Here is a 17,445-nt window from a genome sequence, read left to right as displayed (position 1 = left end):
CCAGACTGAAACTGCAAATCCAACACCAGCTAACATCCAAAAAGAAAACCTTTCTTAGTCAACAACTTTATGACAACAACACCCGCAGGCAACATCGAAGAAAAAATTGAAGAAGAACTAGAAAGCGCTCGTACCGTCTGTGACTTGAAGGGCGCAACTTCAGGGGAATGTGCGGCGGCGTGGGACGCAGTTGAAGAACTGCAAGCTGAAGCTTCCCACCAAAAGCAAGTCAAACCAAAAAATTCTTTTGAAAAATATTGCGACGACAATCCTGACGCTGCTGAGTGCCGCATCTACGACGAATAAACGAGACGAATAAACGAGCAATTTAGCTCTATACCTTCGCTCCCGCGCCGAAATCTAACTTTTGGCGCGGGATTCTTTCATCGATTTATTAAGAAGACCGGGCGGTTGAAACCGCGTCTAAACAGACTCTCACCCCCTTGTATAGCGGGTTGAAGAAGACCGGGCGGTTGAAACCGCGTCTACACGAGACTCTCACCTACTAGAGAGCGGGTTGAAGAAGACCGGGCGGTTGAAACCGCGTCTACACAGACTCTCACCCGACGGGAGCGGGTTGAAGAACCGACGCTTAAAATTAAGTTGTTTTCGACCGTCGGCCCGAAAGCGGACGAAAGTTTGACGCTGACGCGGTTTCAACCGCCGTCTTATCTTTTTCAGCATTTTTGTAGTAAAATTTGTCACAAATAAGTGAGTATATTTTCCCAAAGATGTTGAGTCTTTTATTGGCAGCCACCGGGCCTTGGTTTCAACCGCTAGTCTGGATGGATTACCGGTTGTCTGTGTTATTAACCGTTTCGATCCCGCTGGTAGTGCTGATTTGGGCTGTTTTTGCTTCATCAGACGCGATCGCCCGTTTGTTGATGATTTATTGGCGAGTGGCGAGTTTGTTGGCAATTACACTTTACCTGATGATGGCTGCGCTGCCTGTGAGCTTTGTGTCCTCTGTCATGGGGAGGGCCTTGATTCCTGCTTGTCTGTGGTTTTGGGAGGATTTAAACGACGAAATTGCCGATCGCCCGCAGTCGCCTTTGAAGCTGGCCTTTACAGCTTGGCGGTGGGCGATTACTGTTTACAGCGGTTTGGGCGCGATCGCTCAAATTCCCTTCTTAACCTGTGCCTTTAAATCTCAAATTCAAGTAATTGACGAACCTTTTTGCCGCGTTTGGTTTGACCCGCCTTGGCTGTATAAAGAGATGTTTCACGCTAAGGCCAACCCTCAATTTTTGGGATTGTTGGGTCTGACAGGTCTAGCAATTTATGTAATTTACTTGTCATACTTTGTGTTAATTAGATTGGGGAAACAGGGGAGGTCAGCTACCGGAAATTAAGTTGATTTTAAGTAAGTATTTGCCTCCTAAATTCCAGCTAAAGTCTTCAAAAAAAAATCACAAATAAAAAAAAAACCGGGCGCATTTACGAAAAAATAAAACAAACAAGAGGATGGCTGGCGTGACAGTAATGTTATTGGAAAAGACTGTGATGGATAGCAAACAGGCATACTTACAGTGCTTAGAAAGGCTGATTTGGGCGATCGATCGCCTAAAAGTAGAAGTCGAACCAAGCGAACTCGCTCGGATTGCCGAACTGATAGTTCAGCCGATGACGGGGCCCTGGCGGTTTTTTCACACTCCCGAACATATTTTTGATGTCGGGGGAAATGAAGATGCGATCGAGGTTTTGGCAGCTTTATTTCACGATATCGTCTACGTGCAAGTCGATCGCAGCATAAACTTTAACGTCAGCTACTACATCACTCCTGTGACAAAAGAAGTTAACAAACAGCTACAGATTCGGGAGCAATCTGAACTGTCAGCAGATGCTACCTTCGAGATGGTAATGCTCGTATTCGGTTTTGTACCGGGAGAAGTGCTCAATCCCTTCGGGGGACAAAACGAATTTCTCAGCGCTTTGGTGGCAGCAAAATCTCTCGAACCATTTCTCAAACGCGAGCAATTGCTTCAAATTTCAGCCTGCATAGAAGCAACAATTCCGTTTCGCTCCGCCGATGGGGGAATAACGGTAAGTCAGCGCCTTTATGACCGCTTGCAAGCAATAAATAGCCTGTTTAACCTCAGTTTGACTGACGAGCAAATGCGGGAAACTGTGAAAAAAGCTGTGCGAATTTCTAACCGGGATGTGATCAGTTTTTCTCACCAGAGTTCCGCCCACTTCTTGGCAAATACCTGGAATTTATTGCCGGAAACCAATCACAACCTCACCTGCTGCGGTTTTTACACGGTGCGCGACTACCGAGTTGCTTTGCTGAAGATGGAGGGTTTTCTGAGTTATCTCAAGCCAGAGGTGATTTTCCGGCAGTTTGAGGGATATCCAGACGATCGCACTTATCAGCGCTGGGAAACTACTGCTAAGTACAATCTGGAAATTGCGAAGCTTTATTTGGGCTGCAAACTGGCTGCTATCGCCCTGCTGGAAGCTCTTTCTTCGGGTTTGGGACTCGATGTTTCTCTGGCGATGATAATGGGAGAACTCCCGGATAGAGCTGTTGGAAGCGTGCGCCTAGAAAGCTTTTTTCCAGAAATAGAGAAACCTTACAAACCTAAAATTGGTTTAGAAGCGGAAGTATTAAATTTATTAGAAAACGGGCGGGCTAAAAGCAGTTCTAATGCCGATTTGGAAAACTCCCCGCTAGCGACATTTGTGGTCAAAATTGTGGGCTTTGACGAAATGCGCTATCAGTGCGATCGAGCTAAGGAATTTTTTAAGCAAAATCTGGACGCCGATGACTTTATTACCGACTTTAACCCGATAGTTACAGAAATTGTCGTTGACTCAATTCTCAAGTTGTTTGAAAGCCGCAAATCTACTATCTACCGATACTACCAAATCACTTCTGAGTTAAAGTCCAAACCCCAGACCAATTTTCCGGGACGCCCTTTTCTATCAAATAGTTGAGTCGCTCTAAATACAGTGCAGCCGTTTTGTCGTCGGGATTAACGGCTAAAACTTGATAAAAACAAATTTTAGCTGCCTTAAATTCGTGGCGGCGATAATGTTCTAAACCCCGTGCAAAATCCTGCTGAGTTTGTAACTTCATTTCCCTGACTAACTCTGTTTCTCCGTCGAGGACTTCATAAATGGAAATTGGCTGCTGTTTCCCTTTGACAATTACTCTGTCTAAAAAACGGATTTGATACTGTTCGGGATGAGTCAAATTATCCAAAACTTTATCGGAAATTATTAACGATACTCCATATAATTTGGTGAGACTTTCCAAACGAGAGGCTAAATTCACATGATCGGAAAAAGCATCTCCCTGCATTCTCGCCGCTTCCCCGACTATCCCCACCATCATTTGACCGAAATGCACTCCTACGCCGACTTGAATCGGTTGATATCCGCTGTTTTCGCGATCGACATTATATTCGTGAACTTGTTGCAGTTTCGCGATTCCACCTTTGAGTGCATCGTCAGCACCGTTGGGAAAAACAGCCATCATCCCATCTCCTAAATACTTGACAATAAAGCCGTGGTGTTCTCTAATTTTCGGACTAACTTCTCGCAGGTAAGCGTTCACAAAATCAAAGTTTTGCTGCGGAGTCATGGTTTCGGAAAGGGCAGTAAACGAGCGAATATCGCTAAACATAACTGCCATTTGTTTGCTGACGTGATTTCCTAATTGAATATCCACAATGCTCTCTTTTTTCAGAAAGTCTAAGAAAGCATCGGGGAAAAATCGCCCGTAGGCGCCGTTAGTTTGCGATAAGTTGATGTGAGACTTAATTCTGGTTAAAAGTTCGTCTTTCGAGAAGGGTTTGGTTAAATAGTCGTTGGCGCCGAATTGAAATCCTATGATTAAATCTGAAACTTGATTTTTAGCCGTCAACATGACTACTGGCAACTCGTGAGAGGGATATTTTTCCCTGAGTTTGGCGCAGACTTCATAACCAGACATTCTGGGCATCATGATGTCGAGAATGATTAAGTCAAAATGCTGTCCGCTTTCCAGTATTGATAAGGCTTGTTCGCCGCCCGGTGCCTGAATTACGCTGTAATTTTCCAGAGAAAGGTGATTGTTTAAAACTTGCAGGTTAATCGGATCGTCGTCAACTATCAAAAGTTTAAATTTTTTGACTTCTAATAGCGCAGTGGCTTGAGCTACTGGATTCGGAGCGGGTTTATAAAAATTTAAATTGCAGGATAAATAAGTTTTACATCTGTTATTTTTTGATGTTGAACCATTCGTTTGTGTTGCTGGCAGCGAATTTATTACTGCTTCGCTAGGATGAATTTGTTCGGTAGAAAAAGGCAGGGTAAAGGTGAAGCGGGAACCGAGGCCGACTTGGGATGTTGCGTATATTTGACCGCCGTGGAGTTCGACAAATTGTTTGGATAGTGTTAAACCTAAACCTGTTCCTCCGTATTGCCTGACTGTGGAACCGTCGCCTTGTTCAAATGGCTCAAAAATGCGATCGAGCCGATCGCCCGGAATGCCTATTCCTGTATCGGCAACTGTGACAGCTATTTGAAAATCCGGGTTTGACTCTAGGCGATTTGATTCGGGCACTGGGAGGGATGTTTCACCGTAGGTATCTACAATTTCTGCTGATATTTCAACAGTGCCACTTTCGGTAAATTTAATCGCATTTCCAATTAAGTTATAAAGTATTTGTTGTAGGCGGTTTTCGTCAGCCAACACCAAGGGCAAATCCGCGGGAATATTGTTAAGTAACTGCAAGTTTTTTGTGCTGGTTAAATATTTGCTTACAGTGAGTACAACTTCGACAATCGACTTGATTTCTACGCTGCGAAGCTGCAATTCTAGTTTGTGATTTTTGAGTTGAGCAAAGTCGAGAATATTATCAACAAGTTCGTTGAGTCGTCTGCCGCTGCTGGCTATCATTGAGAGGTTTTGTTGCTGAATTTCTGATAAAGTTCCGGTGGCGCCATCAATCATTGATTCGGCAATGCCAATCATCCCGTTGAGGGGAGTTCGGAATTCGTGGGAGGTGTTGGCTAAAAATTCGTCTTTGAGTTTGTCGAGTTGCTGCAATTCTTGATTCTTTTTTTCTAGGGCGGCGAAGGAAGTTTGCAGTTGAGATACCATGCTGGTGAAGGATTTGGCGAGTTCGCCTACTTCGTCGGCGCGATCGAACTCTAGTGTTTGATCCCCTTCTCCTCGGGCGATATCTTTGGCTGCTGCGTTTAACCGGAGAATTGGCTTGGCCACAGAGCGAGCTGTCAAACCGCCAATAATTATTGCTAGAATTAGCGCGGCGATGCAGAGTAAAAGAGTGCTAGCAGTGTTGGCATTAATTTCCTCCATAAAATCGTTTTCTGGAATCACTATCACTACTAACCAATCGATTCCTATCTGGTCTTTGTACGGCAATATCTGCACAAAATGCCGATGATTTTTGAGGTGAAATTCTAGTTTTTGGGGCAGATCGAAGAAGCTTAAATTTAAATTATTAATAATGTGTTTGGCTGCGGCGTTAGTTAAAAGATTTTTACTATCAATTGCCAGCAATCGTCGAGCTTTGCCGTCTGGGCCCACGGTGTAGGGTTTTTCGTCTGTCGAACTGCCCACTAAAGCGCCCGATCGCTCCATAATGAAAGTTTGACCCGAGCGGCTAATTTTCATGTTTCCCAGAAAGTCCCCAATCTCGCTCAGAATAATATCAACTGCCATTACTCCAACAAACTCACCTCGATCGTCATAAAAAGGCTGAGCCGCTGTGATTCCCAAATCGCCCTGAAAAAATGTATAAATTTCAGTCCAAACTAATTTGTTGGCTGCCGTTGCACTGATATACCAGGGGCGAGTTCGCAGGTCGTATTTTGGTTCAAAACTCAATAAATTAGTTGGATTGCCTTCGGCATCTAAAGCATAGCAAGAACGCTGAGGAAAGTTTTCTGTGATTCTGATAACTAATTGTCCTGATGGTTCTCGCCTAACTCCGATAAATTGACCCTCCTTACTGCCTAAATAGATTTCTCGCACGGAGGAGAATATTTGCATCTGCTGCCAAAAGTAGCGCTGTGTTGCTGGCAAATCTGCTGGATGCAGCTTGCCGAGTTGAGCTGTAGCTGCATTGAGTCGGGCGATGGTGTGAGGTTTTTCCAAGTAATGTGTGAGGTGCTCTTGGATGCGATCGCTAATTTCGCCCTGCAAGCTATTAACCAATTCTTGAACAGCTTTTTGTCCGTTGATGAAAGACAAATATCCTACTAGGCTGACTGCGGCGACAGTTTGCAAGACAAATGGCACTGTCAGCGCTAAACGCAGGGGTACGCTGCTGTACAATTTTGCGATCGATCTGCTGATATTTTTCAAGAACATGGTAAATCGCCTCACTTCTCAGAGCTGCCGCACAAATTGGCCGATTCTTTCATTTGAGCGCAATTAATAATTAGTTCCAGCTAATTGCCGCTAATTGGGTCGAAATTAGCTAGCCCGGATCGGTGATGCGATCGCGCTTCACCGAGCCAAATGCGGCAAGTTCCCCGATAGAAAGCATTGTAGCTCATGCTAATAATCTGTGCTGCACAATTATTTCCTGGGACTTTACATAATTAGGTTCTGCCTCCAGGAATATCTAATTAAGTCCCTCCTCAACCCTCAAGCCTCAACCCTCAACCCTCCGTTAAATCCGTTAAATCCGTTAAAAAATCCGTTGCCGAACTTCCTTTCTTCTGTCACTCATCTGAGCTACCTCGGACAAGCGTCACTAGAAAAAGCGACTGTTAAAGCACTTTCACCCACAGCTACAACTGGGGAATAGCAAGTTCAACAACCCGCAAACAACCAAGGTCAAATCAAAAAACTATGCTTCGCACAAACGCAATTCACATTAAATGACCTTCCCGCCGTTATTGTTACTTACCACCTGCAACTATGCCGTTACCCAAAATGAAAATGTCCGCTAACTTCAGCGACGGTTGAATGGTAGCAGAGCTAATAGGGCTACTACTGATAGAGCATTCAGCGGGCTGATTTCCCGCACCACTGTTAGAAGTTTGTCACAACGGCATATGAGCGTGATAACGCTCGAATATTGATAGCAGCGCCTCAAAATTTTATCGCACAAAATCGCCAATTTAGATTATGTTTGGCAACCTAAATATCAATCTTGGCCGTCAACCATCATTCACACTTGAATTAATCATGATGTATAAATCTGATAACTTTTGTTACCGCCTAATTGTTGGCAGCTTAGCAGGCTCGATTATGATTTCACTTACTTTTGGCATGACACTCTCTGTCATGGGTAAAGAAATCCCTCCGCTTTTTGTTGTGATTGGCAGTAATGCGATCGGCGCCATCTCCGGTCTCCTAGCTCCTTCACCTTCAGAAAAAGAATAGGTTGTTTATTCAGCACGTCTGTTCAACTGTACTGACAGCGATGACATAATGTCAATCGCAATATCCAGAAAATCCCCAGCTCTTAAGAGTTGGGGATTTTCGTGTTTGAATATGTGATTAAAAAAATAATTGCGCTCGGCGATTGTCAAGCTAATTTTAACAAAAAAACGATAGTCTTGTCGGCAACATAAAATATTTTATAAATAACCAAGCATTATCTTTGCTTGTTACCAGGCTCTTCCTGGTAATGCAGATCCGGAGGCTCTGCCTCCTTTTACCTCGCCGCTTATAGGAGAGAGAGGACTTTAGGAAGTGTTTAAGTTATTAAATTTTCATTCCTTATCAGTCCTGACCGCAAACAGCGCTTTGACACGCTACCGATAGGGTAAGTAGTTGTAGGGTGCGTCGCTACGAACAATTGCTCGCATTTCACGCCAGATATCATAGCGACGCACCTTACACATTGGGTGGACGAAACGAACCCAACAATTCTCTTGTAGCAAGCTTTTTTTAAAATGGTATAAGGTGCGCCCATAAGCACCCTAGATAATTAGGTTTTGCGTCCAAGAAGGTCTAATTATAGGACAATACGGTTCACTTAAGAGATTCCAAGAGAGAAAACCGATGAAAAATAGACATTGCGATTGCTTCGTGCCTCGCAATGACCATCTGCGAGTGAACCGTATTGAATTATAGGAAGTTCATTCATGTCTTGCTACAATTCTCAATAGTAGACAAATTATTTTGCATTCACCTCAGCCTACCGGACTAAGCCTCAGCCGTTTTTCTACAGATACTCGCTTCTAATTTAGATGTTGCACTAATTTTTAGAAGAGGTATTAAGTCCGTCCTCTGGCCTCTTGCTTCTTCCCTTCTTCTTCTGCCATCTACCCTCAACTCACCTCCCTTAAATCCATTAAATCCGTTAAATCCGTTGCCAAACCTCCTTTCTTCTGTCACTCATCTGAGCTACCTCAAACAAGCGTCACTAAAAAAAGTGACTGTTAAAGCACTTTCCACCACAGCTACAACTAGGGAATAGCAAGTTCAAACAACTTGCCAACCACCAATCCCCAATAAAACCATGCAAACCACCAACGAAACCAAAGCTCAATTACCTATGTGCTCTTCCTTGCCCACACTGCAACGCAATAATAGCAGCACTTCCAATAAAGACGTTCGCTATCTCCAACAATCCTTAGTTAAAAAAGGATATCCCGTAGCAACTGATGGATTCTTCGGCGCCAAAACCGAACAAGCAGTCATCAACTTTCAAAAGAAAAATAAGATTACTGTTGATGGCATTGTTGGCCAGCAAACTTGGAATAAATTAGGCGCTTGCGTTATCGAACCTCCTTGTTAAATCACTGCCAACATTTGCCCGCACTTCTCTGCTTTCCAAACAACTTGCCAACCACTAATCCCCAATAAAACCATGCAAACCACAAACGCAACTCAAGCTCAATTACCTATGTGCTCTTCCTTGCCCACACTGCAACGAGATGATAGCAGCCCTGCCGCCAATAAAGACGTTCGCTATCTCCAACAATCCTTAGTTAAAAAAGGATATCCCGTAGCAAATGATGGATTCTTCGGTGCCAAAACCGAACAAGCAGTCATCAACTTTCAAAAGAAAAATAAGATTACTGTTGATGGCATTGTTGGCCAGCAAACTTGGAATAAATTAGGCGCTTGCGTTATCGAACCTCCTTGTTAAATCACTGCCAACATTTGCCCGCACTTCTCTGCTTTCCAAACAACTTGCCAACCACCAATCCCCAATAAAACCATGCAAACCACCAACGAAACCAAAGCTCAATTACCTATGTGCTCTTCCTTGCCCACACTGCAACGCAATAATAGCAGCACTTCCAATAAAGACGTTCGCTATCTCCAACAATCCTTAGTTAAAAAAGGATATCCCGTAGCAACTGATGGATTCTTCGGCGCCAAAACCGAACAAGCAGTCATCAACTTTCAAACGAAAAATAAGATGATGGTTGATGGCATTGTTGGCCCGAGAACCTGGAGTCAATTAGGCGCCTGCGAAACAGGTGGGTGTTAAATCACCAACATTTTCCCGCACTTCTCTGTCGATCAAAACTTGCAAACAATAAATGGAGAATCAAACCATGCAAACCACAAGCGCAACTCGCATCGAATTACCTTCCTGCCGTTATTTTCCCCTACTCCAACGCAACGATGCCGTCACCCAAAATGAGGATGTCCGCTACCTCCAACGACTTTTAAATGTCAGCGGAGCTTCCCTAAATACTGATGGATCGTTCGGCGCCAAAACCCAACAAGCAGTCATCAGTTTTCAACAGAAACAAAAAATCGCTGCTGATGGCATTGTCGGCCCGAAAACTTGGAATAAATTAGGCGTTTGTACAACTATATTTTAAAGTTTGTACTACCATATAAACAGAGTAGGGCGTGCAATGCGCGCCCTATCTTTTATAGCAACCGTGTCCGACGCTGAGGACGTTTTTCCTTGCACTTTCTTTCCCCATGCGTTCTTCGTTCTTCATTCTTCCTTCAAAAAGCCGCCTATTTCTCCGCCCAATCTTCCACTCCAGACCACCCCTCCGGCACCCCATACATTCGATACTTGCGAGAGCGTTTGAAATACAGCGTTGCTACCTGATCGTCAGGATTGATTTGTAAAATATTCTCAAATACTTTTTGGGCGGGAACAAATTTTTTGTGGTAGTAAAAATTGAGAGCTTCTTGAAAAATCTCCGCAGTTTGCTGCTTGAGGAGAATGCTCTTCTCTGTTTCTGTATCGTAAATTTCAAACACCGACACAGCAGTTGTCTTTCCTTTCACCGTTACTCGATCGACAAATCTGTAGTTATATGTTTCTGGATCGTCCAGGCGATCGATAATTTCACCGCTAACGAGAATTCCCGCGCCGTAAAGCTTAGTCAATCCTTCCAAACGAGACGCGAGATTCACCGCATCAGCAATCACGGTACTTTCCATCCGTTCTCGCTCGCCAATTGTACCCAACATCAAAGGACCCGCGTGCAAACCAATGCCGATCGCGAGCCGAAACAAGCCGTTTTTTTCGCGATCGTCGTTGTAGATATTCAATTCTTTTTGCATATCAATTGCTGCTCGCACACCATCTGATGGAGATGTAGGAAACAAAGCCATGACTGCATCGCCAATATATTTGTCAATAAACCCCTTATTTTTCCTGATCGCAGGGCTAACACTTCCCAAGTAACTATTAAGGAATGCAAAATTTTCTGCCGGTGTCATCTGTTCTGAAATCACCGTAAAAGAGCGAATATCAGCAAACAGCACAGTCATATCCTTTTCCTGATTGTCGCCTAATTTTACTTCAATAATACTCGGTTTTTCCAGCAAGTTTAAAAAATCGTGCGGCACAAACCTGCCGTAGGCTGAATTCAGTTTTGCCAGGCTAATTTGCGTCTTAATTCTGGCCAACAATTCCTTTTTGATAAAAGGTTTAGTTATATAATCATTCGCTTCTAAGTTAAAAGCTTCTAGCAAGTCGCTAGTTTGATTTTTTGCCGTCAGCATCAGAATCGGCACTTCTAAAGGCGAGTATTTTTTGCGGACTTCTCGACACACTTCATAACCAGTCATCTGCGGCATCATTACATCGAGTAAAATTAAGTCTGGCTTAAATCCTGATTCAATTAGATTTAAAGCTTCTCTCCCGTTTATCGCTTGAGCGATCGCATAGTTTTCTAAAGCAAGACAGTTGATGATGACCTGAATATTAATGGGTTCATCATCGACTACCAAAACTTTTAGTTTTTCACTTTCTAGCAACTCGCTATTGGCTGATACTGGAGAATTTATTGGAAATGATTGGGCGGCGAATTCAGGAGTCATTAAAATGTGTGAAGCGGAGCTATCCCGTAGGGAATCGCCCTCGGTTAAATGTGGCTGTCTGGTGCTAAATTCCGGCTGACTCTCAGATACGGGCAAAGTAAAGGTGAATTGGGAACCGACGCCTACAGTTGAAGATACCGAAATTTTACCTCCGTGCAATTCCACTAATTGCTTGGCAACAGCTAACCCTAAACCCGTGCCGCCATATTCTCTAGCTGTGGAACCGTCAGCTTGTTCAAAGGATTCAAAAATTTGCTCTAATTTATCTTCGGGGATGCCAATCCCAGTGTCGGATACAGTAATGGCTAATTGGGAATTAGGCGATGATTGTTCGTTGCTTGTTACCAAGTTTGCTGAAATTTCAACGGTGCCGCTGTCAGTAAATTTAATCGCATTGCCGATTAAGTTGTAAAGTATTTGCTCCAATCGATTCTCGTCGGCTGCTATTGGTGGCAATTCGGGAGCGACTGAGTTAATCAATTGCAATTTTTTTGTGCCTACTAATGGCTGAGACAATGTGAGAATCACAAAGACTCTTTCTCGGAGAGCGACGGACTTAATTTGCAATTCTATAGTTTTGTTCTTGAGCTGAGAAAAGTCCAGAATATCGTTAATTAAAGAAGCCAATCTTTTTCCAGACGATGAAATCAAAGCTAAGTTAAAATTTGTTGTTTCTGGCAGTTGTCCGGTAGCACCGTCTATCAAAGATTCTGCAATCCCAATAATGCCGTTGAGCGGAGTGCGGAGTTCGTGAGAAGTGTTGGCCAAGAATTCGTCTTTAAGTTTGTCCAGTCGCTGCAATTCGGTATTTTTAGTTTCTAAGGCAGTAAAAGATGCTTGCAGTTGTGCTGCCATGCTGTTAAAAGCAGCGGCAAGTACGCCCAACTCGTCGGATCGATCGAGCTTGACAGTTCTGTCAAATTGTCCTTCTGACAAAGCTATTGCTGCATCTTTTAATTTTAAAATTGGTTTGGTAATCCAGCGAGAAGTGAGAATTCCTAGCACAATTGCTATGCCCAAAGCTGCAAGACATAGCAGCACTGTAGTTCGGTTGCCGGCATTAATTTGTTCCATAAAGTCTGCTTCTGGAACGACAACGACAATCAGCCAGTCTAAACCTTTGCCGTCTTGGAATGGCAGGACTTTTAAAAATTGCTGCTTGCCGTTTATTTCAAAATTGAGTTGTTGCGATTTGGTAATTTGCTGCAAATCTTGAAAGTGACTTTCTAAGTATTTAGCTGTACTCTGCGTTACGATATCGCTGCTTTCTTTGACTTTAAACTGTTGTTTTTTACCGTTTTTGCTGCGGAAAGGTTTTTCGGGCGTGGAAGTTGCCAGCAGCGTTCCCTTTCTTTCGATAATAAATGTTTGACCGGATTTGCCTATTTTGAGGCTGTTTAAAAATTGACCGATACTGTCCAGACGCAAAGCAGTAATTAATACTCCGTCTAGCTGTTTCTGGTTGTTGTAAACTGGTTGCAGCGCGCTGACTATCAGTGTGGGTTCTAGCAAGGAGACATCAACTGAACTCCAAGTGGGTTTGCCTGCTAGAGACGCATCTTTGTATAACGGATTCTGTCTGATATCGAAGTTTTTGATGGTGGCTGCTAGTTTGGTGCGATCGCCCGGATAATTAGTATTGTAAGAATAAAAATTAAATTTGGTAGACGGGCCCGAGGCGTTAATCAATAAAGTCCCATCCGACATCTTTTCGCCAGTGCGGTATTCTCCATTGCGATTGGCGATCGACGTAAAATTGATATAAGGATATAATTGCACTTGCCGCCACAGATACTTTTCCCAAGCTGACAAGTCTTTCATGTTCACAAAACCCAGTTTCACTGCATCCAGCTTGCTTTGATTGATTTGGTGCGGAGTTTGCAGATAAGTTTTCAAATTTTGCTCAATGCGATTGCTCACCTCTCCCATCAACTGATCTGCAAGATCGTTCACGGCTGTTTGAGAGTTCTTAAATGATAAATATCCCACAATTCCCACCGCTGCAAATACTTGCAAAACAAACGGGACTATGAGTACAGTTTGCAGCGTTGTTTTTCCTGAAAGTTTAGCAGCTAAGCGCTTGAGAGAAAAAGTTGACATAACATTAATTGAGATTAAAAAACACAGTTGATACTCGGAGCGAAGCTACACCGCTGTTAAGTATTGTAAATCCTTTTGTACTCCAACATAACTTACGCAAGAACAGCCTGATTCTGGGTTGCTTCCTGAATAGCTGTCCAACCTGAGATTTTTTAGAGAAACCAGGTTCTTTTTCGCATAGCTTTCCGCATTATATTCGATTGTGAAGTCACAACTAGCGAACTCAACAGCGAATTATCGGAAAAATTGCCCATTTTGGGTCTTCAGGCTTCGGTCTGAATATATTATGACTGAGACCAACTCCAGAAAACTCGATAAACACTTCATTCAGTTGACAGTTGACAGTTGACAGTTGACAACGACCTCTACCCTTAAGTCCGAGGATTGGAGTAATGAATAGTCTCATTTTAATTTCTCCCGATCGGGCGGGCGGGCTTTAAACCGATTTTTTATGGTAAAAATTTCTGCCGTCAGCTCGATCTTACTTTTACTACTTTTCATCCAAAAATTCTATTCCCGACCATCCTTCTGGGACTCCATACATTCGATTCTTCAGAGAGCGCTCCCAGTAGATTGCTGCTAACTTATCTTGAGGATTGGTTTCGCAAATCTTCTTGAATATTTTTTGCGATTTAGTAAAATTTTGCTCGAAATAAAGATCCAGACCTTTTTGAAATGCAGCAGCAGTTTCCTGTTTGAGCTGAATGCTTTGTTCTGTTTCTGCATCAAAAATTTCAAACACCGACACGGCAGTTTTTTTTCCTTTGACTGTGACTCGATCGACAAATCGGCACAGATGTTTTTCTCGATCGCCCAAACGCTCTAAAATTGATTCTGTTACCAGAATTCCCGCGCCGTAAACCTTAGTCAATCCTTCCAAACGAGACGCGAGATTCACCGCATCAGCAATCACTGTACTTTCCATCCGTTCTTGCTCGCCAATCGTACCCAGCATTAAAGTACCCGCGTGTAAACCGATACCGATCGTAATCGGTGCGTAATCCCTTGTTTGTCGGCGATCGTTGAAAAGAATAACTTGTTTTTGCATTTCCACTGCCGCGCGAACAGCATCATCTGCCGACTCAGGAAATAGTGCCATAATCGCATCGCCAATATATTTATCAATGAAACCTTGGTGAGCGCGAATTACCGGACTGACTCGACTTAGGTAGCTGTTGATAAAATTAAAATTTTCTTGGGGAGTCATAGCTTCGGAGATAGTCGTAAAGGAGCGAATATCAGAAAATAAAACTGTCATTTCTTTCTGAATTTGATCGCCTAGTTGAACATCAACAATACTTTCGTGTCCCAAAAATCGCAGAAAGTCGTGGGGGACAAATCTACCGTAAGCTGCATTGATTTTTGTCAGACGGATGTGAGTTTTGATTCGGGCTAGCAATTCATTTTTAAGAAACGGTTTAGTTAAAAAATCATTGGCTCCTGCATTGAAACCTTGCACTAAGTCAGATACTTGATTTTTGGCAGTTAGCATCACGATTGGCAATTCGCTCGCCGTGAATTTCTCCCGGATTTTATCGCAAACCTCGTAACCAGTCATCCGTGGCATCATGATATCTAGTAAGATTAGATCTGGCTGGTAGCCTCTGTCTAGAAGAGCTAAAGCTTCTCTACCGCTGCTAGCTTCGGCGATCGCATAGTTTTCGAGAAGTAAATTGTTAGTTAATACCTGAATATTTACAGGTTCGTCATCTACAATCAAGATTTTCAACTTCTTGTTTTCTTGGCGTTGTTTATAATCTCTCGAACTCTTATTATTAAAAATTGGTAGGGCAGTTTCATTAGTTATTAACTTGCGCTCGTCGCTTTGTGAAACTAAAGACTGTCGAGCCGTTGCTGGCAACTGCTTGTAATCGACATACTGATTTAGAGAAATTGGCAAACTAAAGGTAAACTGCGAACCTATACCGAGTTCTGAAGATACGTGAATTTCGCCGCCGTGCAGCTCAACTAACTGCTTTGTAACTGCCAAACCTAAACCAGTTCCTCCGTATTCTCTAGCAGTGGAACCGTCGGCTTGTTCAAAGGATTCAAAAATTAGTTCTAATTTATCTTCAGCCAGGCCAATTCCGGTATCTGATACCGTAATTTGCAGTTTTGACCTGACAATTAAAGATTGAAGCTGGTTGGTTACTGAACTTTCTTTTTCGTGCCACTGCGGCGCCTCCAAGCTAATAGCATTGGCGGCAATTTCAATAGTACCATGTTCGGTGAACTTAATTGCATTTCCGATTAAGTTATAAAGTATTTGTTGCACTCGATTTTCATCGGCATCCACCAGGGGAATGTCGGCAGTGACTGAATTAATCAACTGCAAGTTTTTTGTACCAATTAGAGGTTGAGAAAGAGTCACCACGATCTCGACAATTTCTCTGATGCCCACAGGCTGGATTTGCAGTTCAATATTTTTGTATCTCAGCTTGGAGAAATCGAGAATATCGTTGATGAGATTGGACAGTCTTCTGCCACTAGATGCAATAATTGCTAGATTGGCAATGGTCGGTTCTGGCAATTGTCCTGTAGCACCGTCGATCAAAGATTCGGTTAAACCGATAATGCCGTTAAGCGGGGTGCGGAGTTCGTGAGAAGTGTTCGCCAAAAATTCGTCTTTGAGTTTGTCAAGTCGCTGCAAATTGGCATTTTGATGCTCTATTTTTGTGAAAGATACTTGCAATTGACTGGCCATGCTGTTGAAAGCATTGGCTAATTTTCCTAGTTCGTTAGATGCGGCAATATTTACCCGAGTTTCCAACATTCCGCTACTCATTTGAGTAGCTGCGGATGTTAGGGATTTTAAAGGATTTGTAATCGATCGCGCAAAACCGACTCCCAAGCCCACGGCGGCGAGGGCGCTGGCGGTGGTAACTGCACCCATGACGTATATGAACGATCGCACTGGAGCGTAAGCTTCGGCTGTAGGTAGCTCTACAACCACCATCCACTGTACCCTGCGGACGATCGCACCCGTGCCCATGACTTCTTCCCCGCGCCAGCCTCGATAAACGAGCGGAGATTGCACCCCCGAAGCTAAAGCTAATTTGGATAACTCTCCCACAAACGATCGCCCTTTCAAATCTGGGAGTAAATACGGATTAATCTTGTTTCCTGTTTCCGAAATCAGCACCGAGCGGTTGTCGATAACATAGCTGTATCCTGTTTTTCCCACTTGCGATCTGGCGGCAATTTGAATTAAAAAATTTAGACTAACTCTGGCAAATAATACTCCAGCAATTTGATTTTTACTGTCGCGAATAGGCACCGCTAAATTAACAACATTAACCTTGGTCTTCATATCGACATCTACTGGACTCACATAATTTTGAGCCTGTCCAAATGTCTCCCAAAATACAGGTGCATCTCCCGAAATACCTGCTAAAGTCAAGCTAGAGGTAGAGAAGGGTTCGTAAGGCGACATCGCCTGTACGATTTGACCTTTACTGTTAAAAATTCCCACCACTTCGTAGGCGCTGTTGCTGTTGACTAATCCTTCGATAATGCTGCGCTGAGTTTCACTATTAAATTCTGTTAATCCGCGCAATTCTGACAAGTAATTGAGTTGGCGCTGCAAGTTATCCAGATCAGCGCTAATTTGGGCGGCCGCAGCTTGCGATCGCTCGTACTGAAGCTGTTTTGTCTGTTCTATTTGTCCCCGAAAGCTGAGGTAAGCTAACGTACTTCCCGCCATCAATACGCTTGCCACAACAATCGAGACAAAACCGTAACGCAGTTGATTGGCAATTGAGGACATTTGATTCTGCCAGTTAACAGTTTTAACTCTGTCTCTAGCATACACCAAATTGCATTTTTCCTGCTGCACAATCGCCACCGTTGATTTATCGTTACCTTGGCATAACTTCTGATATTATATAGCAACCGCGCCTGAGGGTGGGAAGATTATTAATAAGCCTTTACCCACGCAGTCGATAACTTCTGACTTCTCTCATAGATAAGTAAAGCCTGACGGCAGGACTGATGACTGATGACTGATGACTGATGACTGATGACTGATGACGGCAGGACTGATGACGGCAGGACTGATGACTGATGACTGATGACTGATGACTGATGACTGATGACTGATGACTGATGACTGATGACTGATGACTGAT

The 17,445-nt window shown here is 43.4% G+C and carries 11 protein-coding genes; 8 read left to right on the top strand and 3 right to left on the bottom strand.

What is annotated here, in order from left to right; genetic code table 11:
• Positions 1-69 precede the first annotated feature (69 nt).
• The 3 genes from QUB64_RS22880 (at position 70) to QUB64_RS22870 (ending at position 2,937) form a co-directional block, all read left to right on the top strand.
• On the top strand, positions 70-306 hold the full coding sequence (locus QUB64_RS22880; protein WP_293151347.1) for a Calvin cycle protein CP12: 237 nt from the start codon (positions 70-72) through the stop codon (positions 304-306).
• A gap of 425 nt (positions 307-731) precedes the next feature.
• Positions 732-1,352 (top strand): DUF3177 family protein, encoded by a 621-nt coding sequence (locus QUB64_RS22875; RefSeq protein ID WP_333276422.1) that lies wholly within the window; start codon positions 732-734, stop codon positions 1,350-1,352.
• Positions 1,353-1,482: 130 nt separating this feature from the next.
• Positions 1,483-2,937 carry a hypothetical protein gene (locus tag QUB64_RS22870; RefSeq protein ID WP_333276484.1) on the top strand — a complete coding sequence of 485 codons (1,455 nt, stop codon included), beginning with the start codon at positions 1,483-1,485 and terminating at the stop codon, positions 2,935-2,937.
• Here QUB64_RS22870 and QUB64_RS22865 read toward each other — a convergent pair.
• Positions 2,870-6,325, bottom strand: coding sequence for a response regulator (locus tag QUB64_RS22865; protein WP_333276424.1), 3,456 nt, complete (start codon positions 6,323-6,325; stop codon positions 2,870-2,872). The genes QUB64_RS22870 and QUB64_RS22865 overlap by 68 nt on opposite strands.
• A 765-nt stretch (positions 6,326-7,090) precedes the next feature.
• Between QUB64_RS22865 and QUB64_RS22860 the strand changes: the two genes are divergently transcribed.
• The 5 genes from QUB64_RS22860 to QUB64_RS22840 all read left to right on the top strand — a co-directional run bounded on the left by QUB64_RS22860 (position 7,091) and on the right by QUB64_RS22840 (position 9,753).
• Positions 7,091-7,348, top strand: a complete 258-nt coding sequence (locus QUB64_RS22860) for a hypothetical protein (RefSeq protein ID WP_333276427.1) — start codon at positions 7,091-7,093, stop codon at positions 7,346-7,348.
• A 1,084-nt stretch (positions 7,349-8,432) separates the two neighbouring features.
• Positions 8,433-8,711, top strand: coding sequence for a peptidoglycan-binding domain-containing protein (locus QUB64_RS22855; protein WP_333276430.1), 279 nt, complete (start codon positions 8,433-8,435; stop codon positions 8,709-8,711).
• 72 nt (positions 8,712-8,783) lie between these two features.
• A complete protein-coding gene (locus tag QUB64_RS22850; protein ID WP_333276433.1) occupies positions 8,784-9,065 on the top strand; it encodes a peptidoglycan-binding domain-containing protein in 282 nt (93 codons plus the stop codon).
• A gap of 72 nt (positions 9,066-9,137) precedes the next feature.
• Positions 9,138-9,413: a peptidoglycan-binding domain-containing protein gene (locus tag QUB64_RS22845; RefSeq protein ID WP_333276437.1), complete on the top strand. Its 276-nt coding sequence runs from the start codon at positions 9,138-9,140 to the stop codon at positions 9,411-9,413.
• 67 nt (positions 9,414-9,480) lie between these two features.
• A complete protein-coding gene (locus QUB64_RS22840) occupies positions 9,481-9,753 on the top strand; it encodes a peptidoglycan-binding domain-containing protein (protein ID WP_333276439.1) in 273 nt (90 codons plus the stop codon).
• Positions 9,754-9,898: 145 nt separating this feature from the next.
• Here the strand turns inward: QUB64_RS22840 and QUB64_RS22835 are convergent, their stop codons facing one another.
• Both QUB64_RS22835 and QUB64_RS22830 read right to left on the bottom strand, forming a co-directional pair.
• Positions 9,899-13,318 (bottom strand): ATP-binding protein, encoded by a 3,420-nt coding sequence (locus QUB64_RS22835; RefSeq protein ID WP_333276441.1) that lies wholly within the window; start codon positions 13,316-13,318, stop codon positions 9,899-9,901.
• 490 nt (positions 13,319-13,808) lie between these two features.
• Positions 13,809-17,084 (bottom strand): response regulator, encoded by a 3,276-nt coding sequence (locus tag QUB64_RS22830; RefSeq protein ID WP_333276444.1) that lies wholly within the window; start codon positions 17,082-17,084, stop codon positions 13,809-13,811.
• Between the last annotated feature and the right edge of the window lie 361 nt (positions 17,085-17,445).

It is taken from the genome of Microcoleus sp. Aus8_D2 (assembly GCF_036702665.1).
GTDB lineage: Bacteria > Cyanobacteriota > Cyanobacteriia > Cyanobacteriales > Microcoleaceae > Microcoleus.
Note: the sequence above shows the minus strand (reverse complement) of the source record. Positions and strands in the feature narration are given on the sequence as shown.